The sequence below is a fragment of the Hymenobacter piscis genome, assembly GCF_018760735.1.
In the GTDB taxonomy this organism is placed as follows: Bacteria; Bacteroidota; Bacteroidia; order Cytophagales; family Hymenobacteraceae; genus Hymenobacter; species Hymenobacter piscis.
On sequence record NZ_JAHHZN010000003.1, the window covers coordinates 315,196 to 340,756 of the forward strand.

A 25,561-nucleotide genomic window follows, 5' to 3' on the forward strand; every position below is an offset into this window, starting at 1 on the left:
ATTTCTGGTCCACTTGCGCCCAATTGTTTGGGTGACCGGCTACTGCCTTGTCCTTTCCGTCCGTCCATGCCCGTTTCCACCCGCATCTTCCGGCCTCTGGCCCTGCTCCTGACGCTCGGTTGGAGCGCGGGCTGCCAGCGCCCCCCGGCGGAGCAGGCCGGTGAGGCAGTTGTGCAGTTCTGGCTCACCACTCCCGATCAATCGGTGCTGTTTCAGGCTCAGCCCGCCCCGGACTGGGCCACGGCCCGCCCTGACGCCGCCGCCGACGGGCCGGTGCTGACCATAGACGACCAGACCACCTACCAGACCATGGACGGGTTCGGGTACACCCTGACAGGAGGCAGCGCCGAACTGCTGCACGCCATGAGTCCGCCCGCCCGGGCGGCGCTGCTACGGGAGCTGTTCAGCCCCGAGGGCGCGGGCATCGGGGTGAGCTACCTGCGCCTGAGCCTGGGGGCCTCCGACCTCGACGCGGCCGTGTTCAGCTACGATGACCTGCCCGCCGGCCAGACCGACCCCAGCCTCGCCCGCTTCAGCCTCGCTCCCGACCGCGTGCACCTGCTGCCGGTGCTGCGGGAAATTCTGGCCATCAACCCCGACATTAAGCTGCTGGCCTCGCCCTGGTCGCCGCCGGCCTGGATGAAGACCAACGGCAGTTCCAAGGGCGGCTCGCTCCGGCCCGAGTTCTACTCAGCCTACGCGCAGTATTTTGTGAAGTACGTGCAGCAGATGCGGGCCGAGGGCGTGCGCATTGAAGCCGTGACGGTCCAGAACGAGCCCCTGCACCCCGGCAACAACCCCAGCCTGCTCATGCCGGCCGAACAGCAGGCCGAGTTCGTGAAAAACCACCTCGGCCCCGCGTTCGAAAAGGCGAAGCTCGACACCAAGATCATCCTCTACGACCACAACGCCGACCGGCCCGATTACCCGCTGAGCATCCTGCGCGACCCCGCCGCGCGGCGGTACGTGGCGGGCACCGCCTTCCACCTCTACGCCGGCCCCATCGAGGCCCTGAGCCAGGTCCACGACGCTTTTCCCGACAAGCACATCTACTTTACCGAGCAGTGGGTGGGTTCGAAGAGTGACTTTGCCGAGAACCTGCCCTGGCACGTGCGTACCCTGCTCATCGGGGCCAGCCGCAACTGGGCGCGCACGGTGCTGGAGTGGAACCTGGCCGCCGACCCCGGGCAGAACCCGCACACGCCCGGCGGCTGCACCGAATGCCGCGGTGCCCTCACCCTCGACGGCAACTCCGTGACCCGCGAAGACGCCTATTATATCATTGCCCACGCCAGCAAATTTGTGCGGCCCGGCTCGGTACGCATTGCTTCCACGGCCTCGGCCACGTTGCCCAACGTGGCCTTCCGCACGCCCCAGGGCCGGCGGGTGGTTATCGTGCAAAATAACTCACCCAGCTTCCAGTCATTCCGGCTTCGGTACCAGGACCGGTGGCTGCCCTGCTCCCTGCCGGCGGGGGCCGCGGCCACCTACGTATGGTAGGTCGGGCAGCGCGGCTTTACCCGATTGGCCGGACCCACTGCTTCCTCATTGCCAGCTCTTACCCGCTATGAAAACTGCTACTCCTGCTTTTCTTTCCCGCCGGGCTTCGCCCTGGAGCGGGTGCCTGTGCTGGCTTTGGCTGCTACTGCTGGCCGGTTTCGGGCCAACGGCGGCCGTAGGACAGAGCTTTCTGCGCGCCAACGGGCCCAAAATTGTGAATGCCAGCGGGCAGGAAGTGGTGCTGAACGGGGTGAATCTGGGCGGCTGGCTGCTGCAGGAAGGCTACATCATTAAACCGGGCTGGCCGGGCATCGACGGCAAGCAAACCCAGGGCACGGTCAAGAAAACCCTCTACAACGCCGGGCTGACCGATGCCCAGGTCGAGGGCTTCTACCAGAGCTACCGCGACCAGTTCATCACCCGGCCCGACATCGACTACCTGGCTTCCCTGGGCTTCAACTGCCTGCGCCTGCCCCTGCACTACGACCTGTTTCTGACCCCGGCCCAGCGGGCGGTGCGCAACGGCGTGATCCGGGGTACGGTGCCGTACAATACGTATCTGACCTCGCTGCAAAGCTGGTACGACGCCGACGAGCTGTTCCGCGACCCGGCCCGGCTGGAGGCAGTTCGGCTCATCGACAGCACCCTGACCTGGGCCGCGGCCAACAAGATGTACGTGGTGTTCGACCTGCACGCCGCCCCCGGCTCCCAGGGCACCGACGCCAACATTGCCGATGCCCTGCGCCCGCTCGACTTCTGGTACCAGCCCATCTACCAGGACCTGACCACGCGCCTGTGGACTACCCTGGCCCGGCGCTACAAGAACGACGCCCGGGTGGCCATGTACGACCTGCTCAACGAGCCCAACCACGTGCCCACCAACCAGCAGATTCATAGCGTGTTGCAGCGGCTCATCAGCGCCGTGCGGGCCGAGGGCGACAACCACCTGCTGCTGCTTGAGGGCAACGGCTACGGCAACGACTACAACTACCTGGAGCCCTCCACCTTCCTGGACGCCCGCAACCTGGTGTATAACTCCCACCGCTACAGCGGCACGGGCTACCTGCTCGATAACGGGGTGAACTCCACCGAGCCGGGGGCCAACAACCTGCGCTTCATTGGCAACCTGCGCAACTTCCGCACCCGCCACAACGTGCCCATCTGGGTGGGCGAAACGGGCGAAAACACCGACGCCTGGATGGGCGAGGCCGCCCGCAACCTCAACTCCGTGAGCATTGGCTGGTGCCACTGGACCTACAAGCGCTTCGAGGACCGTAACAACGCGGCCCTGCTCCACATTCCCTCGCCCTACATCGTGGACGGGCCGGGCGGCTTGCCCCAGGTGCTGGAAAATATCCGCTTCCGCCGGGGCGTGCCCAACTCCGCCGTGGGGGCGCTGGCGCCCATCCGGAATGGTATCGTCAACTACCCCGGCGGCGGCAACTACGACGGCCTGGTGGCCCCCTACAACGGGCCGGCCGCCGGGCGGCGCTACCAGGTTACGGCCCGGCACAGCGGCAAGGTGCTGGGCATCGAGGGCGCGTCGCTCGACAACGCCGGCCGCCTCCAGCAGCAGACGCCCGCCGCCGGCGCCCTTCAGCAGCAGTGGGAGCTGCGCCTGAGCGCCGACGGGGGCTTCGTGCGTCTGGTGAACGTGAACAGCCGCCGCAACCTCGACGTGGTGGGCCCATCGGTGGAGAACGGGGTCCTGGTGCACCAATACGAGCTGCTGGATCAGGACAGCCAGTACTGGCAGGTGCTTTCCAACTTCGACGGCACTTACCGCATCGTCAACAAGTACACCCTCAAGGCCCTTGACGTGCTCGACCAGTCCACCGCCGACGGGGCGCTGGTGCAGCAGTACACCTTCGGGGGCGGCACCAATCAGCGCTGGCAGTTCACCGACCTGGGCCCGGCCGGCGGGCCGCTGGCTACCACCAACGCCGCCGCCGAGGCACGCCTGCAGGTGTATCCCACCGTGGCCGATACCGAGCTGCACTGCTTTTACACGGCCCCCGCTGCCCAGCAACTCACGCTCAGCCTGCTCGACCTCACCGGCCGGGTGGTAGTGCGTCAGCCCGCCCAGCTGGTGCGGACCGGGGAAAACCCGCTGACCCTGCCCGTGGCCGCGGTGCAGGCCGGCGTATACCTGCTGCGCCTCGAAACCCCCACCGGTGCGCTGCTGCGCCGCGTGGTTGTCGCCCACCAATGACCCAATTGGCCCCGATTTATCCCGGGGCGGGCCGCTTGATGGCGGGCCTTGGGAGTGCCATTGTCACGTTCCAGCTTGCCGCGGGCTCGCGGCCCTACTTCGTAACCTCTTCTATTTCACCCACCCCGCCTACCTATCAACTGACTAGTATGCAGAAGTTTCTCTTTGCCGGGCTGCTCACCCTGGGCCTCGGCTCGGCGGCGCTGGCCCAGAAATCGGGCAAAATGCCGGCGCCCTATTCGGCGGCCGGCCGGCAAGTTACGGTGTACACCACGGCTCAGGGCACCCCGCAGCGCCTGACTCCCGGCCCGGCTCCGCTCCGCTTTCAGGCCCAGGCCCAGCCCCTGGAAACCCAGCCCACCGTCTTCGTGGACCCCAACCATGCCTTTCAGACCATGCTCGGTATTGGCGGGGCCATGACCGATGCGGCGGCCGAAACCTTCGCCAAGCTGCCCAAAGCCCAGCAGCAGGAGTTCCTGAAAGCCTATTTCAACCCCACCGAAGGCATCGGCTATACCCTGGCCCGCACCACCATCCACAGCTCCGACTTCTCCACCGGCTCCTATACCTACGTCACCGACGGGGACACCAGGCTCAAAAGCTTCAGCATCGACCACGACCGGAAATACCGTTTGCCCTTTATCAAGCAGTGCCTGGCGGCGGCCGGCGGGAAGCTGACTATGCACGTGAGCCCCTGGAGTCCGCCGGCCTGGATGAAAACCAACAACTCCATGCTGGCCGGCGGGCAGCTCAAGCCCGAATTCCGCCAGCCCTGGGCCGATTACTACGTCAAGTTCATTCAGGCCTACGAGCAGGAGGGCGTGCCCATCTGGGGCCTCACGATGCAGAACGAGCCCATGGCCAAGCAGAAGTGGGAATCCTGCCTCTACACGGCCGAGGACGAGCGCGACTTCGTGAAGAACTTCCTCGGCCCGACCCTGAAAAAGGCCGGCATGGGCGACAAAAAGCTCATCGGCTGGGACCACAACCGCGACCTGGCCTTCCAGCGCGCCGCCACCCTCTTCGACGACCCCGAAGCCAGTCAGTACTTCTGGGGCCTGGGCTACCACTGGTACGAAACCTGGACCGGCAGCAGCATGCAGTTCGATAACATCCGCCGCGTGAAGGAAACCTACCCCGACAAGCACCTCATCTTCACGGAAGGCTGCGTGGAGAACTTCCAGTTTTCGGGTATCAACGACTGGCGCTTGGGTGAGCGGTATGGCCACTCCATGATCAACGACTTCAACGCCGGCACCGAAGCCTGGACCGACTGGAACATCCTGCTCGACGAAAATGGCGGCCCCAACCACGTGGGCAACTTCTGCTACGCCCCCATCCACGGCGACACCCGCTCGGGCCAGCTGCTCTACACCAACAGCTACTACTACATTGGTCACTTCTCCAAGTTCATCCGTCCCGGCGCCCGGCGCGTAGCTACCGCCGCCAGCCGCGACATCCTCCAAACCACCGCCTTCCAGAACCCCGACGGCAGCGTGGCCGTGGTGGTCATGAACACCACCGACAAACCCCTGGACTTCCAGCTCTGGATGCAGGGCCAGGCCACCCCCACCACCAGCCCCGCCCACTCCATCCTGACGATGATGGTGAAGTAAATCCGAATGTGGCACGGACTGCAGTCCGTGCCGTAACCTCTCCAAGCGCCAAGAGGCGACGCTGCTCCTACAGTGTCGCCTCTTGGCATTTTCGGCTCCCGGTAAATTAGGCGTCCCAGCGTCCCAGCGTCTCAGCGTCCCAGGGCTAAAGCTCTGGGCTATGTACCGGGGCCCCATGGGTTCGACCCGCTACATAGCCCAGGGTTTCAACCCTGGGCCAAGGGAACGTCGCTAGTTAGCGGCCAGCTTGAACTCCGCCATCTGCACGTCGCGGGAGTTGCCGCCCACGAACACCTGGAAGTCGCCGGGCTCGGCGACGAACTGGAGGTCGGCGTTGTAGAACTTGAGGTCTTCGGGGGTGAGGCGGAAGGTGAGCGTGCGGGATTCGCCTTTCTTGAGCATCACTTTCTGGAAGCCTTTCAGTTCCTTGACGGGGCGGGAGATGGAGCCCACCATATCCCGGATGTAGAGCTGGGCCACTTCCTCGCCGTCGTAGCTGCCGGTGTTCTGCACCGTCACCTTCACCTCCAGCGTGCCGTTCAGGGCCAGGTTGGTGGTGCTCAGCTCGGGCTTGCCGTACTGGAAGGTGGTGTAGCTCAGGCCGAAGCCGAACGGGTAGAGCGGGTCGTTGCTGATGTCCATGTAGCGCGACTTGTACTTGTCGAGCGCCACGCCCTGGTAGGGCCGGCCGGTCATCTTGTGGTTGTAATACAACGGAATCTGGCCCACCGACTGCGGGAAAGTGGCCGTGAGCTTACCCGAGGGGTTGTAGCTGCCGAAGAGCACGTCGGCAATGGCGTTACCGGCCTGGGAGCCCGCAAACCAGGTTTCGAGGATGGCGTCGGCGTTCTTGTCTTCCCAGGGCAGCGTGAGCGGGCGCCCGTTCATGAGCACCAGCACCAGCGGCTTGCCGGTGGCTTTGAGGGCCTTGAGCAGCTCCAGCTGCCGGCCGGGCAGCCCGATGTCGGCGCGGCTGGCCGCCTCCCCCGTCATGCCTTGGCTCTCGCCCACGGCGGCCACAATCACGTCGGCCCCCTGAGCCACCTGCACGGCCTCCCGGATCATGTCCTCGGCCGGGCGCTTGTCCACGTTCAGGTCGCCCCCGAACGCATTGAGGCGGGCAATCATCTGCTCATCCTCCGTGAAGTTGGCGCCCTGGGCCGTCACGATTTTCACGCTGCTACCCACGGCGTTTTTAATGCCCTGCTCCAGCGAAACAGCCTGCTTCCAGTCGCCGGCCGCGCTCCAGGAGCCAATCATATCCTGCTGGCGGCTGGCCAGGGGCCCAATGAGGGCAATGATGCCGGCTTTCTTGAGCGGCAGGGCGTTGTTGCTGTTTTTGAGCAGCACCATACTCTTGCGGGCAATGTCGCGGGCATCGGCCACGAACTCGGGCTTCATCATCGTCTGTTTGGCCCGCTTCTCGTTGATGTAGCGGTAGGGGTCCTGGAACAGGCCCAGCTTCCACTTAGCTTCCAGAATCCGGCGGCAGGCCACATCAATCTGCTGTTGCGTCACGGTGCCGTCCCGGAGGTTCCGGGCCAGGTTCTTGAGGAACACTTCGCCCACCATGTCCTGGTCGATGCCCGCGTTCAGGGCCAGGGCCGAGGTCCGGGCATCGTCGCCCATGCCGTGGTTGGTCATCTCGTTGATGGCCGTGTAGTCGGTGGCCACGAAGCCCGTGAAGCCCCACTGCTGGCGCAGCAGGTCCGTCATAAGCCACTTGTTGCCAGTGGCAGGCACCCCGTTGATGTCGTTGAACGACGACATCATGGAGCCCGCGCCGGCGTCGAGGGCGGCCTTATAGGGCGGCAGGTACTCGTTGTACATGCGCACCAGGCTCATGTCGGTGGTGTTGTAGTCGCGGCCGGCTTCGGCGGCGCCGTAGAGGGCGAAGTGCTTCACGCAGGCCATCACGGTGTTGTTTTGCTGAAGGTCAGAGCCCTGGTAGCCGCGCACCATCGCGCGGGCAATCTGGGAGCCCAGGTAGGGGTCTTCGCCGGCCCCCTCCGAGATGCGGCCCCAGCGCGGGTCGCGGGCAATGTCCACCATCGGCGAGTACACCCAGTTGATGCCGTCGGCCGACGATTCCTCGGCCGCAATGCGGGCGCTGCGCTCCATGGCCGCCAGATCCCAGCTCGCCGAGAGCCCCAGGGCAATCGGGAAAATGGTGCGGTGCCCGTGAATAACATCGTAGCCGAAGATGAGCGGGATTTTGAGGCGGGTCTGCTTGACGGCCATTTCCTGGAGCTTGCGGGCGGCCTGGGGCGTAAAGGTGTTGAGCACCGCGCCCACCGAGCCGCGTTTGATGCTGGCGTCCACGTCCTTGCTCACCACGGGCCCGGTCACGTCGAAGCCCACGGCAATGAGGTTGAGCTGACCGATTTTCTCTTCCAGGTTCATCTTCGCCATCAGCTCCGTAATGAACTTGTCCATCCGGGCCGTATCGTCGGCGGGGGGGGCGGCGGCGGGGGCCGGGGCGGCCGTAGTAGCGGGCACGTTGAGCAGGGGCGTAAGCAGGCCCAGGCTCAGCAGCAGGGCGGTGCGGAAGGGGTGTTTCATGTGGGGGAAGTGGGAAGGTGAAAGCAGCGGCCGGGCCCCGGGACGGTGGCCCGGCTGGCAACCAGCCCCGGGGCCGATACCCAATAATACAAAACCTTTCCCGGGCCAAAACGCGGCCGGCGGCCCGCCTGCCGAACTGCGCGGCTGGCCTTTCCGCCCGGCAGACTGCCCGATTGTGTTGTAACCGTTCGGGCCGCCAGTCGGCCCGCGACGGGACCCACCCTACCTGACCATATAACCAATTAGCCTTCAGCGCCATACTGCATTTTTTAGCCATTTCAGCGCGTGTGCAGCAAGTGCCGCGGACCGCAGCGGCCGAAAAAACGCGGATTTTTTTCACAAAAAGTTGCGCCCTGGCCGGCGCTGTCAGTGCTTTGCCGGGCCCTTTCCCTCCTCGCGTGCCCGACTCCTCCCCCACCCGCCTGCTGTTTATCTGCAGCCAGAACCGCTGGCGCAGCCTCACGGCCGAGCGCCTCTTCGATAACCACCCGCCCTACCAGGCCTGCTCGGCCGGCACCGAGCCGGGGGCCCGGGTGCGCGTGACGGCCGGCCACCTGGGCTGGGCCGAAATCATCTTCGTGATGGAGCGCCGCCACGCCGATCTGCTGCGCCAGAAGTTCCCGGAGGAGCTGGCCGGCAAGCGCCTCGTGAACCTGCGCATTCCCGACAAATTCCAGTTCCTGGACCACCTCCTGCTGGACCTGCTCCGGGAGCGGCTCCCGGAGCACCTGGGCCTGGCGTCCGGCGCGCTGTAACCCCAGCCCCGGCCGGCCGTTTAGGCGCTATGCCCTACGTTGTATTTTTTGCTTTCCTGGCCCTAGTGGCCTTCTTTTTTTACCGCTACCTCACCCAGGATGCCCGCCGCAAGCAGGCCGCCCTGGCCGCAGACTTTCCGGCCGCCTGGCGGCAGGTACTCGCCGAGCGAGTGGCATTTTACCTGTCCCTCTCGGACATGGATAAACCGCGCTTTGAGCAGCGGGTGCAGGTGTTTCTGGCCCAGACCCGCATTACCGGTATCCAGACCGACATCGACGACACCACCCGCCTGCTGGTGGCGGCTTCGGCCATTATTCCGGTGTTCGGGTTTCCCGACTGGGAGTATGCCAACCTGAGTGAGGTGCTGGTGGTGCCCGACGCCTGGACTCTACAGCGCGACCCCAACAAGGAATACGTGGGCCTCGAAGGCACCCTGCTCGGCAGCGTGCAGGGCTTCCAGACTTCCCACTACATGCGCCTGTCGAAAAGCTCTTTGGAGCGCGGTTTTCAGGATGCCATGGACAAGCAGAACGTGGGCATCCACGAGTTTGCCCACCTGCTCGACGAGGCCGACGGCGTGATTGACGGCGTGCCTGGTCTGGCCCTGCCCGCCGCCCTGCGGCCGGAATGGGAGGCCCTGATGGCCCGTGAGATAGAGGCCATCCGGGCCGGCAACTCCGAAATCAATGACTACGCGGGCACCAACGAGGCCGAGTTCTTTGCCGTCGTAACGGAGTATTTCTTCGAGAAGCCCGAGAAGCTCCAGCAGCACCACCCGGAGCTGTACGGGCTGCTGCTGCTGGCCTTCCGCCAGAACCCCAAAAGCCGCTTTCGCCGCCTGACCACCGATCCGCGTGAGTGGCTTAAGTCCATTCGCAGCCGCCGCAAGTTCGGTCGCAACTCGCCCTGCCCCTGCGGCAGCGGCAAGAAGTACAAAGACTGCCACTTGCAGCAGGAAGAAGCCCCGGCGTAGGGACCGGGCGGACGGTTGCGGGGTATTGGCGTATTTTAGCCGCTCATTTGCCCCGCCCTTCATGCAGAAAACCTTCCTTTCCGTGCTGACCGCCGCCGTGCTGCTCTCGGCCTGCGCACCCACAGCCAAGGCCCCGGTTGCCACCGCGCCGCCCGCCGCCCAGCCGGCCCCGGCCATGCCCAACTGGCCGGCGCTGGCCCAAACCTTTCTCGACAGCTATTCGGCCGAATACCAGCGTCTTTACACCGCTTCGGCGGAGGCGGAGTGGCGCTCCAACACCCACATTGTGGCCGGCGACACGGCCAACGCCGGGGCCACGGCCCGGGCCAATGAACGCCTGGCCGCCTTCACCGGCTCTACGGCAAACATTACCCGCCTGCGCGAGCTGCTGGCCCACAAGGCCGAGCTGACCGAAATTCAGGTCAAGCAGCTGGAAACGGCCCTCTACAACGCTGCCAACTCGCCCCAGACCATTGCCGACGTAGTGTCGGTCCGCATCAAGGCCGAAACCCAGCAAACCGAAAAGCTCTACGGCTTCGACTACAAATTCGCCGGCAAGTCCGTCACGACCAACGACCTGGATGAGCTGCTGCGCCAGGAGAAGAACCCGGCCCGGCGCCAGCAGATCTGGGAAGCCAGCAAGGAAATCGGGCCGACGCTCAAGCCCGGCCTGCTGAACCTGCGCAGCCTGCGCAACCAGACGGTGCAGGCCCTGGGCTACCCCGACTACTTCACCTACCAGGCCTCCGATTACGGTCTGAGCCGGGAGGAGATGATGACGCTGGTGCGCAAGCTCAACGACGAGCTGCGCCCCCTCTACCGCGAGCTGCACACCTACGCCCGCTACGAGCTGGCCCGCCAATACGGCGTGAAGCAGGTGCCCGACTACCTGCCCGCCTCCTGGCTGCCCAACCGCTGGGGCCAGGACTGGAGCAGCATGGTGGACGTGAAGGGCCTCGACCTCGACCCGGTGCTGGCCAAAAAAGGCTCCGAGTGGCAGGTGCAGCAGGCCGAGCGCTTCTACCAGAGCCTGGGTTTCCCGGCCCTGCCGGCCTCGTTCTACACCAAATCCAGCCTCTACCCCCTGCCCAAAGGCGCCGATTACAAGAAGAACAACCACGCCTCGGCCTGGCACCTCGACCTCGACCAGGACGTGCGCAGCCTGATGAGCGTGGAGCCCAACACCGAGTGGTACGAAACCACCCACCACGAGCTGGGCCACATCTACTACTACCTCACCTACACCAACCCCGAGGTGCCGGTGCTGCTGCGCGGGGGCGCCAACCGCGCCTACCACGAGGCCATGGGCTCGCTCATGGGCCTGGCGGCCCGCCAGAAGCCCTTCCTGGCCGGTCTGGGTTTGATTGACCCTCAGGTGAAAACCGACGAGATGCAGTCCTTGCTCAAGGAGGCGCTGGGCTCGGTGGTGTTCATTCCGTTTGCCTCGGGCGTGATGAGCGAGTGGGAGAACAGCTTCTACGCCGATAACCTCGCCCCTGACCAGCTCAACGCCCGCTGGTGGGAGCTGGCCAAGCAGTACCAGGGCATCGTGCCGCCCACCGCGCGCGGGGAGCAGTTCCTCGACCCGGCCACCAAAACCCACATCAACGACGACCCGGCCCAGTACTACGACTACGCCCTGAGCTACATCATCCTGTTCCAGCTCCATGACCACATCGCCAAAAACATCCTCAAGCAGGACCCACACGCCACCAACTACTACGGCAACCAGGAAGTGGGCGCCTTCCTGGCCGACATCATGCGGCCCGGCGCGAGCAAGGACTGGCGCACCGTGCTCAAGGACAAAACCGGCGAAGACCTCTCGGCCCGCGCCATGGTCGAGTACTTCCAGCCCCTGATGGCCTACCTGAAAGAGAAAAACAAAGGCCGCAAATACACGATGTAGCCGGCTGCCACAGGGCTAAACCAAACACCAAAAAAAGGGCTGACACCGTGGTGTCAGCCCTTTTTTTGGTGTTCCTTGCGGATAATCCAAGGTTAGTCTAAGCCGCCTTGCCCGTTTCCTTCAGGCGGCGGTCCAGCACCTTGGCTACTCCGGCGAGGCGGCGCAGCACCAGGTCGCGGATTTCGTCGTCGTCGAGGTTGAGGCCGTTGTTGCGGGTGGTAAGGTAGCGGGTGAGAGCGGCGTTGTCGTCGAGCGTCCCGGCCAGCTCCTGCTGGGCAGCTTCCCAGTCGTCGGACAGGCCGGCCTGCAGGTACTGGAAGCGCAGCTCAATGGTGCGGCTGATGAGGCCGGCCAGTTGGGTCAGCACAGTTTCCTCTTCCGCCGACAGGCTACGGTACTCGCGCCCGATAACGGCCATCATGCCGATGCGCGAACCGTCGGGCATGCGCAGGGCCGAGCCGGCGTAGAAGTTCAGGCCCTGGGCCTGAGCCACGTCGGGCTTGATGAGGTCACAGCTTTCGGCTCTGTAATCGGAAACCACAATGGGCTCATCTGGCAGAATGGCGGCCGAGCACATGCTGTCGGTGCGGGGCAGCACCGAAATGCCCTCAATGCCGGTAAGGGCCTTGAAGTGCACCTGCTCGCCGTCAACCAAAGAAATCAGGGCAATGGGCGTACTGAAGAGTTGGGCGGCCCAGGCCACGTAATCGTCAAAAATGGGCTCGGGCGTGGTGCCCGCAATCTGGTAGGCGTGCAGGGTCCGCAGCCGGACGGCTTCGTCCGTTGGAATCAGAGTGGCCGGGAATTGGGTATTCATGCAGGGGATTAATAATTGGCTTCGGAGGCGGGCAGGTCGATAAGGATGAACTGGGCGTCCTTGGTAGCCTGAATTTCGAGCACGCGCTCCTCCGTGATGCGCAGCTGGTCGTTGGGGCCGGCCTCCACGCCACCTACAAACAGGGAGCCTTCCTTGATGTAAATGAAAGTATTGCGGATGGGAAAAGTTTTGAACGTGACGGTTTTTTCTTCCCGCAGATTGCACCAGTAAATGGTACTGTTCGAGTTCATGTACACCACGTCCTCGAGCACTTTCTGGCCCGAAACCAGGGGCACCAGCTCGTTTTTGGTATCGAGGAAATCTACGTCCTTCTGCTCGTAGCTGGGCGCCAGGCCCTTTTGGTTGGGCAGAAACCAGAGCTGGTAGATGTGGGCCGGCCGGTCGGTGCCGTTGAGTTCAGAGTGGGCCAGGCCGGTGCCGGCCGTCATGCGCTGCACTTCCCCGCGGGTGATGGTGCTGCGGTTGCCCATCGTGTCCTCGTGGCGCAGCTCGCCTTCGAGCACCAGGGTCACAATTTCCATCTCAGAGTGCGGGTGCTGAGGGAAACCGGCATTACCCTGGACGGTATCGTCGTTGAACACCCGCAGGGGCCCGAAATATACGTTCTGCGGGTCGTGATAGTCGGCGAAGCTGAACAGGAAGTAGCTGCTGAGCCAGTTGACGGGCGCGGCGTGGTAACGGTTGGAAGCGGGAATGAGCTGGAACATGAGCAGGCAGAGAGAAGTGAATAGTGCCTGAACGTACGCAGCCGCGGGCCGGAAGTTAAGCCCGGCCGGCAGTAAGCCCGGCCAAAGCACCGTTCAGCAACAAGCCCCGCCATCCGCCGGAGCGAATAGCGGGGCCTGGCGCCCAACGACTGACGAAGCCGGGATTTACACTTTTTTCATAGTCGATACCTGCTGCTGCAGGTCGAGCACGATGCTGGCCAAGCGGGTCAGCGAGAGGTCGGCAATAGGGAAGGTGCTGCTGATGTAGGCCTTGGCTTCCCAGATTTCCACCACGTCCTCCACGTCAATCTGGTAGGGCGAGTAGAGGGGGTTGTCGGAGTGCAGGGCCAGCATGGCATCGTCCTTGAGGCGGTTGAACACGCGCTTGAACACGATGCCCTCCTTGCCGCTGACGATGATGCAGGGCGTGCCATCCTTGATACCCAGCCAGTCGTCCACGTAGCGGCCCACAATCACGGTGCCGCTGGCAATGGGCAGCATGGAGTCGCCGGCAATTTCGAAGGCCCGGAACGTGCCGGAGCTACCCAGCATGGGCAACCGGAACTTGGGCAGCTCCTCCAGGTACTCGGGGTCGGCGTAGCCGTTGAGGTAGCCGGCGGCGGCTTTCTGGGGCACCAGCTCAATGTTCTCATTCTGGTCGCGGTCCACGGTCAGGGCCAGAATGCGCAGATTGCCGCCGGGGCGGCTGTTGCTGGTTTCGGCGGGGGCCAGCTGGGCCTGCTGGGCCTGCAGCTGGGCGGCGGCTTTGGCGTTCTTTTTCTTGCTAAAGTCGGTGGTCACCAGCGCGTCCAGCGTGATGCCGAACAGGCGGGCCATGTTCACGAGGGTAGCCAGCTTGGGTTCGGCCCGGCCCTCCTCGTAAGCGCCCACAAGGGAGCGTTTGATGCCGAGTTTTTCGGCCATCTGGGCCTGCGTAAGGCTCAGTTCGCGCCGCCAGAATTTGAGGTTGGTGTTAATCATAACGCAGGGGAGCCGGGGAATGAGGCTGCAACGGCAAGCAATTACCGGCTCACGAAGATAGGAACTCCGTTACGGGAATACTAATTCAATTAGCTGAAAATTTTACTAAAATTTTTGCGCTGCACCACAAACCAGTGCGTTAAGCAAACCCGACATTAGCCTCCCCATAATTGGCCTAACGCACGCCATTGCTCAGTGAAAAGAACGTCAGGCAGTGCGCAGCGAAGAGTCTCGCGGGCTGACGTTGTAATCGTAACCTAAAAAGCAGGCTATCTGGACAATGTCAGCCCGCAAGATTCTTCGCAGCGCTCTGCCTGACGTTTCGTTTTTATCCTTCTGACACCCCAGCCCTACGCTTCCCCGCGCAGGCGGCGGAAATAGTGCTGGGCTAGGCGCAGGCGGAAGTAGTCGTAGTCTTCGCGTAGGTGGTCGAACAGGTCGCGGAGCAGGGGCTGACCGCCAAGCTGGGCCACCGCGGTCTGGATGTTGGCCAGGTCCTGGGTGGAAAGAAAGTCCTCCAGGCGCAGGTCGAAACCTTTGGTGTAGAGGGTGGTGAGGTGGCTCTGCACAGTGCTCAGGGCCAGCCCCCGGCGCTCGGCAATGGCTTCCGGGCTCAGGCCCATGCGGTGGAGCTGGTAGGTGGCGTCCACGGTGGAGCCGGCCTCGGTGTTCACCTCCTTTTTCACGGCGGCGCGGGGCGCGCCTGCATCGTCGGGGTCGAGGCGCGGGGGCAGGTCGTCGTCGAACTCGGTCTGGGCGGCGGGGTTGCCGCCGTGGGCCAGCACCTCCCGGATGAAGGCCTCCCCATAGTTCTCGAACTTCTTCATGCCCACGCCCGAGATGCCCAGCATGGCCACTCGGTTGACGGGCCGCTCGGCCGCCATTTCCTGGAGCGTGGAATCGGTGAAGATGACGTAGGGTGGCACGCCCTGCTCGTCGGCGATGCGCTTGCGCAGGGCGCGCAAAGCCTCGAAGAGTTGGGCCTCGCGCGAGGCCGGCGCGGGCGCGGCAGCGGCGGCTTTGCGGCCCCGGGGTTTCTTCTCGGCCTTTTCGGCGGGCTGGAATTTCTTCATCGACACCGGCCGCTGGCCCTGGAGCACTTCCCGGCCCAGGTCCGTGATTTTGAGCGCGTAGCCTTCCTCGTAGGCAATGAACAGGAGTCCGTCGTTGAGCATCTGGTGCACGTAGCTGTACCAGTCGAGATAGGGCAGGTCGCGGCCCGCGCCGTAGGTTTTAATCTGGTCGAAGCCCCCGCTGAGCACGGCCTGATTGCGCATGCCCCGCAGCACGTCGATCAGCAGGCTGATGCTGAGCCGCTCCCGCCCCCGCACCACCGCCGACAGGGCCTTCTGGGCAAGCTCGGTGCCGTCGAAGGTGGTGGGCGGGTTGCGGCAGATGTCGCAGTTGCCGCAGTCTTGGGGCAGGGTTTCGCCGAAGTAGTTGAGCAGGATGCGGCGGCGGCAGCCGGCGGCCTCGGCGAACTGCTGCATGCGCTCCAGCTTGGTGAGGTTGAGCTGGTTAAGCTGGGGGTTTTCCTTGGTGAGCATGTCGCGCAGGCTCATCACGTCGGCAAAACTGTAGAACAGCACGGCCGTGCCCGGGGCCCCGTCGCGGCCGGCCCGCCCGATTTCCTGGTAGTAACCCTCGATGTTCTTGGGCAGGTTGTAGTGAATCACCCAGCGCACGTTGCTCTTGTCGATGCCCATGCCGAAGGCGATGGTGGCCACAATGACCTGCAAATCGTCCTTGAGGAAGCCTTCCTGCACGGCCCCGCGCTGGTTGGGCGTGAGCCCGGCGTGGTAGTAGCCGGCCTTGATGCCCTTGGCCTGAATCTTCTGGGCCAGGGTTTCGCACTGCTTGCGGCTCAGGCAGTAAATAATGCCCGATTCGCCCTGGTGGCGCTCGAGAAACTCCAGGATGCCGCCCACCCGATCCTGGCCGGGCCGCACGATGAGGTTGAGGTTGGGCCGGTCGAAGCTGGAGAGAAACACCTTGGGCTTGTTCAGGCGCAGCTGCTGCTGAATGTCGCGGCGGGTGAGGCGGTCGGCGGTGGCGGTGAGGGCGATGATGGGCACCTGCGGAAACTGGTCGCGCAGCACCCGCAGCTGGGTGTACTCGGGCCGGAAATCGTGGCCCCAGGAGCTGATGCAGTGGGCCTCATCGATGGCGAACATACTCACCCGCAGCCGCCGGATAAACGACAAAAAGCCGTCGGAGAGCAGCTTCTCGGGGCTCACGTAGAGCAGCTTGAGGTGGCCGTTGAGGCAGTCGGCGGCAATGTTGTTGGCCTCGCTGGAGCCAATGCTGGAGTTGATGTAGGCGGCCGGAATACCGTTGGCCTTGAGGGCCTCCACCTGGTCCTTCATGAGGGCAATCAGGGGCGACACCACAATGCAGACGCCTTCCTGCACCACGGCCGGCACCTGGAAACAGATGCTTTTGCCGCCCCCGGTGGGCATGAGCACCACCGTATCCTGCCCGCCCATGATATTACGGATAATATCCTCCTGCATGGGCCGGAACGCGTCGTAGCCGTAGTACTGCTTGAGGACTTTGCGGGCAGATTCGATGGTTGGGGCGAGGGGTTCGGCGGCGAATAACATAAGGTAAAGATAGGGCGAATTGCGGCGGGGTGAAAGCAGGAAGATAACCCACCCGGGGCGGGAATCGTGCACGAAGGCCCCCGAATCGTGCACGGCGAACCGGGCCAGGCAGCCGTATTGCCAATGTGCAGAATGCGGAAAATGAATGTGCAGAATGTGGGAAATGTGAGCATGTGAGGGTAGTCAGCCTCACTGTTATCCTATCAAACCACTTCATCCAGCTTCCACATTCAACACATTTAACACATTCCTCAAATTCCAATCCGTATGACCCAGTCTTCCGCCTCCCAGAACCAAACCGTTCTTGACGCCCTCGCCCGCTGCATCGCCGCCTGCGAGATGTGCGCCACCGCCTGCCTGCACGAAGACGACATCCAGATGATGGTGCCCTGCATCCGCCTCGACCGGGACTGCGCCGACATCTGCCGCCTCACCCACGCCTTCATTGCCCGCGGCTCCGCCCACGCCCAGCACGTGCTCCGGGAGTGCATCGAAATCTGCCAGAAGTGCGCCGACGAGTGCGGCCAGCACCAGCACGACCACTGCCAGCGCTGCGCCGAGGCCTGCCGCGCCTGCGTAGAAGCCTGCAAGAGCTACCAGCAGTAAGGCAAGCGAAAGTAAGCCCCATTAGGTAGCTAAAAAAAGACCGTCATCCTGAGCGGAGCGAAGGATCTTACCACATACGAACGACTCGTTTCAACGTGGTAAGATCCTTCGCTCCGCTCAGGATGACGGCCTTTTATTTATGACGTTGCCGTTCAACGGCACGCGAAGTAAGGGCTACTTGCCCAGCTCCAGCACCACGGCCGTTTTGGCGGGCAGCTGCAGGGTGCTCAAATCGGCCACGCTCTCCCCGGTCAGCACGTTTTGGGCCTTCGTGAAGCCGCTCATGCGCTCCGTGAAGCGGGCCGTGGGCAGGGCGGCGGGCTTATCGGTGGTGTTGGTGGCCACCAGCACGGTGCCGGTGGCATCGTAGCGGAAGTACACGTAAAGGCCGTTTTCGGGCAGGTACTGCATGAGCTGGCCCGAGCTAAGGGCGGGGTGGGTTTTGCGGTAGTTGGCCAGGGTCCGCACGAAGTTGAAGGCGTCGTTTTCGGCCGTTGTGCGGCCGGCGGCGGTAAACTTGTTCTCCTTGTCGCCGGGGAAGCCGCCGGGGAAGTCGCGGCGCACTTCGGCATCGGAGGGGTCCTTGAAGTTCTTCATCAGGATTTCGGTGCCGTAGTAGATGCTCGGGATGCCGCGGGTGGTCAGCAGCCAGGTCAGGCCCATTTTAAAGCGGTCCACGTCCTCGCCTACTTCCGAGAGGAAGCGGTTGTGGTCGTGGTTGTCGATGAAAGTCACGAGCCGGGTGGGGTCCTGATACACGGCGTCCTGGGCCAGGGCCTGGTACACCTTCTGGGCGCCCCCGTCCCAGCCGGTGGCGGCGGGCGTGCCCACTTCCTTCAGACCGGCCAGCATGGCGTTTTCGAGCACGAAATCGAGGCCGCCGGGCTGGTTGGACTTGAAGGGGAAGTCAATCTTGTTGCGCACGTAGTAGGCCTGGTCCACGATGCTGGTCACCGATGATTCGCCGAAGATGTGGATGTTGGGGTACTCGGCCAGCAGGGCCGCGTTGCAGCGGTTCATGAAGGGCTGGTCGTTGTACATGTAGGTATCAATGCGCCAGGCATCCACCCCGAACATTTCCACCGACCAGAGCGCGTGCTGAATCAGGAAGTTGGCCACGTAGGGGTTCTGCTGGTTGAGGTCGGGCAGGAAGGGCACGAACCAGCCGTCGGTGGTCACGAGGCGGTCAATCTGGGCGGCGTGGGGGTCGGTGATGGGCTGCTGGCGGTAGCTCGTGTTGGTATAGGTGGGCCACTGGTGCAGCCAGTCCTTGGAGGGCAGATCCTTCACCAGCCAGTGGTTGATGCCCACGTGGTTATACACGGCATCCTGCACCACTTTCAGGCCCAGGTTGTGGGCGTTCTGCACAAAGTTGCGGTAGGCCTCGTTGCCGCCCAGGCGCCGGTCCACGGTATAGTGGTCGGTGAAGCCGTAGCCGTGGTAGGCCGAGCGCATGGCGCCGCCCTCGTTGGTCAGGGGCTGGTTGTTTTCGATGACGGGCGTAAACCACACGGCCGTTACGCCGAGGTCTTTCAGGTAATTCAGGCGCTGGGCCGCGCCGGCCAGGTCGCCGCCGTGGCGGTAGAAGGGGTTGGCGCGGTCGGCGTTGGGGTCGGCCAGGTCCGAGAACTTATCGTTTTTGGGGTCGCCGTTGGCGAACCGGTCGGGCATGGCCAGGTAAATCAGGTCGGCCTGGGTTACGCCCTGGCCTTTGGGGCGGTTGTCGCGGGCGCGCAGCTCCCACTTCTGCGTCACGGTGCGCCTGCCGCCGCGGCCCACCAGCGCCACCTGGCCGGGCTTGGCCTCGGGGCCGATGGTGAGGTCGAGGAAGGCGTAGTTGGGGTTTTCCGTTGTGCTGGCCTTAGTGAGCGTCACGCCGGGGTAGTTCACCGTGTACGTGAGCGAGCCGGCCCGGGGGCCGTACACGAGCAGCTGCACGTGGGGGTCTTTCATGCCCACCCACCAGTTGGTGGGGTTCACGCGGGTGATGGACTGGGCCGAAGCCAGCAGCGGCAGCAGCAGCCAGAGCAGCAGAAGTTTCTTCATCATAGAGAACGGTAGTCGGATGGGGCAGTAAGATAAGCAGGCGACGATGAATCAGGGGACAAAAAACGGTCATGCTGAGCGGAGCGAAGCATTCTCTCGCGCTGGAACGAGTCGTCGGTACGATTCCCGTTCTCACATGAGTGGATCCTTCGCTCCGCTCAGGATGACCGTTTTTTGGTTTTGTTCCTCTACCCCCCTACTCGCCTCCCTCCTCGCCTTCCTTCACCACTTTGCGCGAGCCGCGGTAGAGCTCGTACTTCAGCAGACGGCAGTCGATGGGGCCGTTGTAGAGCGGGATACGGCGCGAGGCTTTGAGGCCGATGCGCTTGGCCGCCTCCAGGTTGCCGGTGAAAATGTAGGCGTCGTAGCCCTGGAAGTTGGTTTTGAGCGTGTCGCCGATGGTTTTGTAGAGGGCGTCCATCTCCGTTTCCTCCCCGATTCGCTCCCCGTAGGGCGGGTTCATGATGACGATACCGGGCTCCTCGCGGGCCGGAGCCACGGCGTCCTTCACGTCGCGCACGCCCAGCCGGATGAAGTCCTCCACGTCGGCGGCGGCCACGTTTTCGCGGGCCAGCTCGATGAACTCCCGGCTCAGGTCGGAGCCGCCGAGGTAGCACTGGGGCTCCTCCAGGCGCATCTGGCGGGCATCGAAGAGCACCGTTTCCCAGAGCGTGGCATCGAAATCGGCCCAGTTCTCGAACCCGAATTTGCCCTGGTGGTAGAGGCCGGGGGCGATGCGCTGGGCCATGAGCGCCGCCTCCGTGAGCAGGGTACCCGAGCCGCACATGGGGTCGATGAGAGTCGTTTTGCCGTCCCAGCCGGCCAGCAGCAGCAGGCCGGCGGCCAGGGCCTCGTTGAGCGGGGCCACGTTGGTTTGCTGGCGGTAGCCGCGCTTGTGCAGGGATTCGCCGGAGGCATCGAGGCTGAGCACCACCTCGTTTTCAATCATGTGCAGGTGCAGGCGGATGTCGGGGTTTTTCACGTCCACGCTGGGCCGCTCGCCGGTGCGGTTGCGGAACTGGTCCACGATGGCGTCCTTGGTGAGCTGGGCCACGAACAGGGAGTGCTCGAAGGTGGATTTGTTGACCACGGCCGTGATGGCAAACGTCTGGTCGAGGCGCAGGTACTTGCTCCAGTCGAGGCGGCCGACTTCGCGGTAGAGGGCTTTTTCGTCGCGGGCGTGGAAGCCGGCGAAGGGCCGCAGGATGCGCATGGCCGTGCGGCACCACAGGCAGGCTTCGTAGAGCAGCTGCTGGTTGCCGGTGAACTCCACAGCCCGCTGCCCGATTTTCTCAATCTGAGCACCCAGCCCGCGCAGCTCCTGGGCCAGCACTTCCTCCAGCCCGAACTGGGTGGTGGCGGTCATGTAAAACGGTTCGGCGCGGCGGTTAGCGGACATAGGTCAGGTTCAGGTGAAGCCGCAAAGGTCGGGAATCTGGGGCAACCGTGTATCTTGGAGCGACGAATATAGGCGGGTAGCGGGTATCAGGATGTTAGTGACAATCTATAGCGGTTTCGTGAACGGTAGACACCCGATATAGAGAAGTTCAACGATGAGACGCGAATACGCGTCTCTACATCGGGTGTTTACCGTTCACAAAACTGCTATAGATTGCTAAATCAGGACAATAAACCATGAAAACATTGACCTTAATAGTATTAAGCACAATCACAGGAAATGCATTTGCACAATCGACTGATAGCCTGGGAATAGACAATGATTTAATCTTGAACAGACAAGAAGTCGAATTTCTTAATTCATTTCTAAAAAATAGCAGAGACACCTTTAACTTTAAAAACAAGAAGATTGCCTTTGCGACAGGCAATTCTGGCAGTATATTAATTTCTAAACAGAAATATTTTACGAATTATATTAAACCTTGGGTAGACAAAGACTTACCACCGCAAATTTTTTTCGTGCGCCTAACACCAGAAGAAACAAAAAAATCAAACGGATATGATGCTATAGTTATGTCTTGGGTTAAACTATTCACTAACAAACGTAAAAACATAATAATCAAGAAACTGGGCAGAAATGAATAGCCAGCCATTAACACGGATCCCTACACCAAACGCACTGATGCACAAACTTGAAGATTTCTTTTACTCCTAAAAAATTTGTCAAAAAATTATATTTTTTTTGCTTTGAAGACTTTGCAAACGCAAAGCCACGAACCGTTAAATAACTAAAATTATAAATAGAGAACACTTCTTAGTAATTTAACAATCTACTTAATCCTCCATGAAAACAACTTCCCGCCGTTCCTTCGTTAAAAACCTCGGGCTCGGCCTGGGTTCGGCCACGGTGCTGCCGGCACTGGCTGGCTTTGCGCCTCACCCCGCCCGCAAGCAGCCGGCGTACGCCAGCAAGAAGCTCAATGTGGCCTTGTGTGGCCTGGGTCGCTACGCCAATATTCTGGCCAAGGGCCTGGCGGAATCCGAGTACTGCACGCTGGCGGGCATCGTTACGGGCACGCCCGCCAAGGCGGCCGCCTGGAAAGCGAAGTACAACCTGCCGGACAAGAACATCTACACTTACGAAAACTTCGACCAGATTGCCCGCAACAAGAGCATCGATCTGGTGTACGTGGTGCTGCCCAACGGCCTGCACAAGGAATACACGCTGCGGGCGGCCCGGGCGGGCAAGCACGTCATCGTGGAGAAGCCCATGGCCTTCACGATGGCCGACTGCCGCGAAATGATAGCGGCCTGCCGGCAGGCGGGCGTGCAGCTGGCCGTGGGCTACCGCCTGCACTACGAGCCTCACCACCTGGAAATCAAACGACTGGGCCAGCAGAAGGTATTCGGGCCGGTGCGGCTCATCGAAGCCTCCCTGGGCTACAACCTGGCCGGCACCCCGCCCGACGACTGGCACCTGAAAAAAGCTCTGGCCGGCGGCGGCCCGCTGATGAACCTGGGCGTGTACTGCATCCAGAGCAACCGCTACGTGCTGGGCGAGGAGCCCACGGCCGTCACGGCCCAGTTCGGCCCCGTGACCATGCCCGAACTGTTCACGGAGGTGGAAGAAAATATCAGCTGGCAGCTGCAGTTTCCGAGCGGGGCCATCGGCACGTCCACGACTACCTCCAACTGCAACATCGACCGGTTTTACGCGGCGGCGGAGCGGGGCTTTTTCGAGCTGAGTCCGGGCCTGAGCTACGGGCCGTTCCGGGGCCGCACGAGCGAAAAGGTGTTCGACTTTCCCGTCATCAACCAGCAGGCCGCCCAGCTCGACGGCATTGGCCGGCTCCTGCTGCAGGGCCAGCCCCTGCCCGACCATATCTCGGGCGAGGAAGGCCTGAAGGACATGCGCGTTATCGAGGGCATTTACGAGGCCGCCCGCACCGGCCGGCGCGTGGAGCTGGCCTGATCTGCGGCCGCCCGGCCGGGGCTGTAGCGCCGCGCCCGGCCGGCCCGCACCCGGATTCCCATTTTCATCATTCCCTCGCAGCGTTCCTCTTCCTGTCGCATGCCTACGCTCCAACGCTTCCTCGACGCCCAGCAATCCAGCTACGAAACAGCCCTGGCGGAAATCCGGAGCGGCCGCAAGCGCAGCCACTGGATGTGGTTCATCTTCCCCCAGATTCAGGGTTTGGGCCGGAGCGAAACGGCCCGGTTCTACGCCATCCGGGACGCCGAGGAAGCCGCCGCCTACCTGGCCCACCCGGTGCTGGGGCCGCGGCTGGAAACCATCAGCCGGGCCCTGCTGGACCTGCCTTCGACCGATGCCACCCGTATTTTCGGTAGCCCTGATGATGTGAAGCTGCGCTCCTCGATGACCTTGTTCGGGGCCGTGCCGGGGGCGGCACCGGTATTCGGGCAGGTACTGGCGCGGTTCTTTGGCGATCAGCCGGACCCGCAGACGCTGCGGTTGCTGGGTCGCTGAGCGGCCCCGTACCGGGCTGGGATGTTTATTGCGCGGCGCAGTGCGGGCCGGAACGCAAAAACGCCTTTCTTGCGGGACGCTGTTCCGCCCGTTCTCCCTGTTCATGCAGAAATACGTTTCCGAAGTGCTCGGCACCTTTGCCATCCTGTTCTGCGGGACCGGGGCCATCATCATCAACCAGGAAAGTAACGGCGCCATTACCCACGTGGGCGTGGCCATTACCTTCGGGCTGGTGGTGATGTCGATGATTTACGCGCTGGGCACCATTTCCGGGGCTCACTTCAACCCGGCCGTGACCCTGGCCTTTACCGTGGCGGGCAAGTTTCCGGCGCGGCAGGTGCTGCCGTATATTATCAGTCAGTTGGCGGGGGCGGTGCTGGCCAGCAGCGTGCTGCGGCTGCTGTTTCCGGGCAACGCGCTGCTGGGCGCCACCCTGCCGGCCGGTTCGGAGCTGCAGTCCTTCGTGCTGAAATTCATCCTGACCTACTTCCTGATGCTCGTGATTATGAACGTGGCCCACGGCTCCAAGGAGCAGGGCATGTTCGCGGGCCTGGCCATCGGGGCGGTGGTGCTGCTGGAAGCCATGTTCGCGGGCCCCATCTGCGGGGCCTCCATGAACCCGGCCCGCTCCTTCTCGCCGGCCCTGGTGTCGGGCCACCTGGAGCATTTGTGGCTGTACCTGGTGGCGCCCACGGCCGGGGCTATCGGGGCGGTATTCACCTGGAAGTTCCTGACCCGCCCGGCGCGGGAGATATTGGAGGCCGAAATAACGACGGAAGGCAGGGTTGATTCGGGCCAGGCCTGAGCTTGTGAGGACTGACCCGGCCCGCTGCACTTCTGGCAAAAACTCCGTAGCATTGCTTAGCCGGCCCGAGGGCCGGCTTTTTTTACTTCCAACCCGCCTCCGCATGGCTGCTCCGCTCCCCGCCTCTCCTACCGCCGCCCCGGCCGCCGCCCGCTCCTACGTGGGCCCGATGCTGCTGATGACGACCCTGTTCTTCCTGTTCGGGGCCGTCACCAACTTCAACGACGTGCTCATGCCCTACCTCAAGGACGTGTGCCAGCTCACCGATTTCCAGTCCACGGCCGTGCAATCGGCTTTTTTCGGGGCCTACTTTCTGATGTCGCTGCCGGCGGGACGGGTGCTGGAGAAGCTCGGGTTTCAGCGCGGCATTGTGCTGGGGCTGCTCGTGATGGCCGCCGGGGCCCTGCTGTTCGTGCCGGCGGCTGATTCGCGCACGTTCGGGCTGTTTCTGCTGGCGCTGAGCTTTCTGGGGGCCGGCATTACGCTGCTGCAGGTGGCGGCCAACCCTTACGTGAGCGTGCTCGGTCCGGCCCGCACCGCCGCCAGCCGGGTGAGCATCGTGGGCGTGGCCAACGGCCTGGGGGGCACTATTTCGCCCCTCATCGGTGGCCTGATTCTGTTCGGGGGCTCGGCCGTGCTCAAGGCCCAGCTGGCCCAACTTCCCCTGGAGCAGCGCCTGAGCCAGGAAGCCACGCTGGTGAAGCCGCTGTACGTAGGCCTGGCCGTATTTCTGGCGGTGCTGGCGGCCCTGTTTTTCCTGGTGCGGTTGCCCGAAATCGAGAGCCTGCCCGCCGATGAGGACGAGGCCGCCGCGCAGGCCGCCGCCGAAACCGGCCGCTCCTCGGCCCTGAGCTTCCGCCACCTGGCGTTGGGCGTGGTGGCCATTTTCGTGTATGTGGGCGTGGAAGTGGGCATCGGCTCGTTCATTATCCGCTACGGCGAGGCCCAGAATATCACCCAGCTCAGCGGCTTCACCCAGGAGCTGGTGCGCCTGCTGAGCCTGGCCACCAACTGGGCCGCCGCCCTGTTCGGCAACACGCCCGAGGCCCTGGACACCACGGCCGGCTTCACCAAGGCCGTGGGTGCGGTGCTGGTGGCCTCCTACTGGTTCGGGGTGATGGTGGGACGCATCCTCGGCATTCCGCTGCTCACCCGCTTCGATGCCCGCAAGCTGCTGGCGGGCGTGTGCGCCGCCGGCGTGGCCCTGGTGGTGCTGTCCATCTTCAGCCAGGGCGAAATGGCCCTGTGGCTGGTGGTGCTCTGTGGGCTGTGCAACGCCATTATCTGGCCCGTGGTGTTCCCGCTGGCCATTACCGGATTGGGCCGCTTCACCAAGCAGGGCTCCTCCTACCTCATCATGGCCATCGTGGGCGGGGCCATCATCCCGCCCCTGATGGGCCTGATTTCCACCCACGGCGGCGGCCTGCGCGTGGCCTTCGTGCTGCCGGCCCTCTGCTACGCCTACCTGCTCTTCTACGCCCTGAGCGGCTACCGGGTGCAGCGGTAAGCGAAGCTGCCAGGCCGGCGGCTGCCTGGACCGCAACATGCGCCACTTCTGCAGTTC

Annotated in this window: 19 protein-coding genes; 12 read left to right on the plus strand and 7 right to left on the minus strand. The window is 63.3% G+C overall.

The genetic code is table 11. From position 1 onward, the window contains the following. The first annotated feature begins 66 nt into the window (after window positions 1-66). The 3 genes from KLP40_RS05260 to KLP40_RS05270 all read left to right on the plus strand — a co-directional run bounded on the left by KLP40_RS05260 (window position 67) and on the right by KLP40_RS05270 (window position 5,328). Window positions 67-1,500, plus strand: a complete 1,434-nt coding sequence (locus KLP40_RS05260; RefSeq protein WP_215592672.1) for a glycoside hydrolase family 30 protein — start codon at window positions 67-69, stop codon at window positions 1,498-1,500. Between the two features lie 67 nt (window positions 1,501-1,567). Continuing rightward, the gene (locus tag KLP40_RS05265; RefSeq protein WP_215592673.1) at window positions 1,568-3,712 is read left to right on the plus strand and encodes an RICIN domain-containing protein; all 2,145 of its coding nucleotides are present in this window, start codon (window positions 1,568-1,570) and stop codon (window positions 3,710-3,712) included. A 149-nt stretch (window positions 3,713-3,861) separates the two neighbouring features. Continuing rightward, window positions 3,862-5,328 carry a glycoside hydrolase family 30 protein gene (locus tag KLP40_RS05270; protein WP_215592674.1) on the plus strand — a complete coding sequence of 489 codons (1,467 nt, stop codon included), beginning with the start codon at window positions 3,862-3,864 and terminating at the stop codon, window positions 5,326-5,328. Between the two features lie 231 nt (window positions 5,329-5,559). Here the strand turns inward: KLP40_RS05270 and bglX are convergent, their stop codons facing one another. Beyond that, a complete protein-coding gene (bglX, locus tag KLP40_RS05275; RefSeq protein WP_215592675.1) occupies window positions 5,560-7,890 on the minus strand; it encodes a beta-glucosidase BglX in 2,331 nt (776 codons plus the stop codon). Window positions 7,891-8,288: 398 nt separating this feature from the next. Here bglX and KLP40_RS05280 point away from each other — a divergent pair, with 398 nt between their 5' ends. From KLP40_RS05280 to KLP40_RS05290, 3 genes are all read left to right on the plus strand, one after another. After that, complete coding sequence (locus KLP40_RS05280) at window positions 8,289-8,645, plus strand: low molecular weight protein tyrosine phosphatase family protein (RefSeq protein WP_215592676.1); 357 nt, start codon at window positions 8,289-8,291, stop codon at window positions 8,643-8,645. A gap of 29 nt (window positions 8,646-8,674) precedes the next feature. Continuing rightward, complete coding sequence (locus KLP40_RS05285; RefSeq protein ID WP_215592678.1) at window positions 8,675-9,619, plus strand: M90 family metallopeptidase; 945 nt, start codon at window positions 8,675-8,677, stop codon at window positions 9,617-9,619. Between the two features lie 61 nt (window positions 9,620-9,680). Next, window positions 9,681-11,525, plus strand: a complete 1,845-nt coding sequence (locus tag KLP40_RS05290; RefSeq protein WP_215592679.1) for a M2 family metallopeptidase — start codon at window positions 9,681-9,683, stop codon at window positions 11,523-11,525. A gap of 97 nt (window positions 11,526-11,622) precedes the next feature. Here KLP40_RS05290 and KLP40_RS05295 read toward each other — a convergent pair whose 3' ends face one another. From KLP40_RS05295 to recQ, 4 genes are all read right to left on the minus strand, one after another. Continuing rightward, entirely contained in the window at window positions 11,623-12,342 is a 720-nt protein-coding gene (locus tag KLP40_RS05295; protein ID WP_215592680.1) for a GAF domain-containing protein, read from the minus strand. An 8-nt stretch (window positions 12,343-12,350) separates the two neighbouring features. Further along, complete coding sequence (locus KLP40_RS05300; protein ID WP_215592681.1) at window positions 12,351-13,070, minus strand: pirin family protein; 720 nt, start codon at window positions 13,068-13,070, stop codon at window positions 12,351-12,353. Window positions 13,071-13,235: 165 nt separating this feature from the next. Then, on the minus strand, window positions 13,236-14,051 hold the full coding sequence (locus tag KLP40_RS05305; protein ID WP_215592682.1) for a helix-turn-helix domain-containing protein: 816 nt from the start codon (window positions 14,049-14,051) through the stop codon (window positions 13,236-13,238). A 350-nt stretch (window positions 14,052-14,401) separates the two neighbouring features. Next, a complete protein-coding gene (gene recQ, locus KLP40_RS05310) occupies window positions 14,402-16,654 on the minus strand; it encodes a DNA helicase RecQ (protein ID WP_215592683.1) in 2,253 nt (750 codons plus the stop codon). Between the two features lie 267 nt (window positions 16,655-16,921). Between recQ and KLP40_RS05315 the strand changes: the two genes are divergently transcribed. Beyond that, window positions 16,922-17,260 (plus strand): four-helix bundle copper-binding protein, encoded by a 339-nt coding sequence (locus KLP40_RS05315; protein WP_215592684.1) that lies wholly within the window; start codon window positions 16,922-16,924, stop codon window positions 17,258-17,260. A 174-nt stretch (window positions 17,261-17,434) separates the two neighbouring features. Here KLP40_RS05315 and KLP40_RS05320 read toward each other — a convergent pair whose 3' ends face one another. Together KLP40_RS05320 and KLP40_RS05325 are read right to left on the minus strand one after the other, a co-directional pair. Then, complete coding sequence (locus tag KLP40_RS05320; RefSeq protein ID WP_215592765.1) at window positions 17,435-19,306, minus strand: glycoside hydrolase family 13 protein; 1,872 nt, start codon at window positions 19,304-19,306, stop codon at window positions 17,435-17,437. 196 nt (window positions 19,307-19,502) lie between these two features. Then, the gene (locus KLP40_RS05325) at window positions 19,503-20,705 is read right to left on the minus strand and encodes a THUMP domain-containing class I SAM-dependent RNA methyltransferase (RefSeq protein ID WP_215592685.1); all 1,203 of its coding nucleotides are present in this window, start codon (window positions 20,703-20,705) and stop codon (window positions 19,503-19,505) included. A 236-nt stretch (window positions 20,706-20,941) separates the two neighbouring features. Here KLP40_RS05325 and KLP40_RS05330 point away from each other — a divergent pair, with 236 nt between their 5' ends. The 5 genes from KLP40_RS05330 to KLP40_RS05350 all read left to right on the plus strand — a co-directional run bounded on the left by KLP40_RS05330 (window position 20,942) and on the right by KLP40_RS05350 (window position 25,504). Further along, the gene (locus KLP40_RS05330) at window positions 20,942-21,349 is read left to right on the plus strand and encodes a hypothetical protein (RefSeq protein ID WP_215592686.1); all 408 of its coding nucleotides are present in this window, start codon (window positions 20,942-20,944) and stop codon (window positions 21,347-21,349) included. Window positions 21,350-21,548: 199 nt separating this feature from the next. Next, window positions 21,549-22,676 (plus strand): Gfo/Idh/MocA family protein, encoded by a 1,128-nt coding sequence (locus tag KLP40_RS05335; protein ID WP_215592687.1) that lies wholly within the window; start codon window positions 21,549-21,551, stop codon window positions 22,674-22,676. Window positions 22,677-22,775: 99 nt separating this feature from the next. Next, a complete protein-coding gene (locus KLP40_RS05340; protein WP_215592688.1) occupies window positions 22,776-23,192 on the plus strand; it encodes a DUF1810 domain-containing protein in 417 nt (138 codons plus the stop codon). Between the two features lie 103 nt (window positions 23,193-23,295). After that, window positions 23,296-23,997, plus strand: a complete 702-nt coding sequence (locus tag KLP40_RS05345) for an aquaporin (RefSeq protein WP_215592689.1) — start codon at window positions 23,296-23,298, stop codon at window positions 23,995-23,997. 103 nt (window positions 23,998-24,100) lie between these two features. Further along, window positions 24,101-25,504: a sugar MFS transporter gene (locus tag KLP40_RS05350; RefSeq protein ID WP_215592690.1), complete on the plus strand. Its 1,404-nt coding sequence runs from the start codon at window positions 24,101-24,103 to the stop codon at window positions 25,502-25,504. Window positions 25,505-25,561 lie beyond the last annotated feature (57 nt).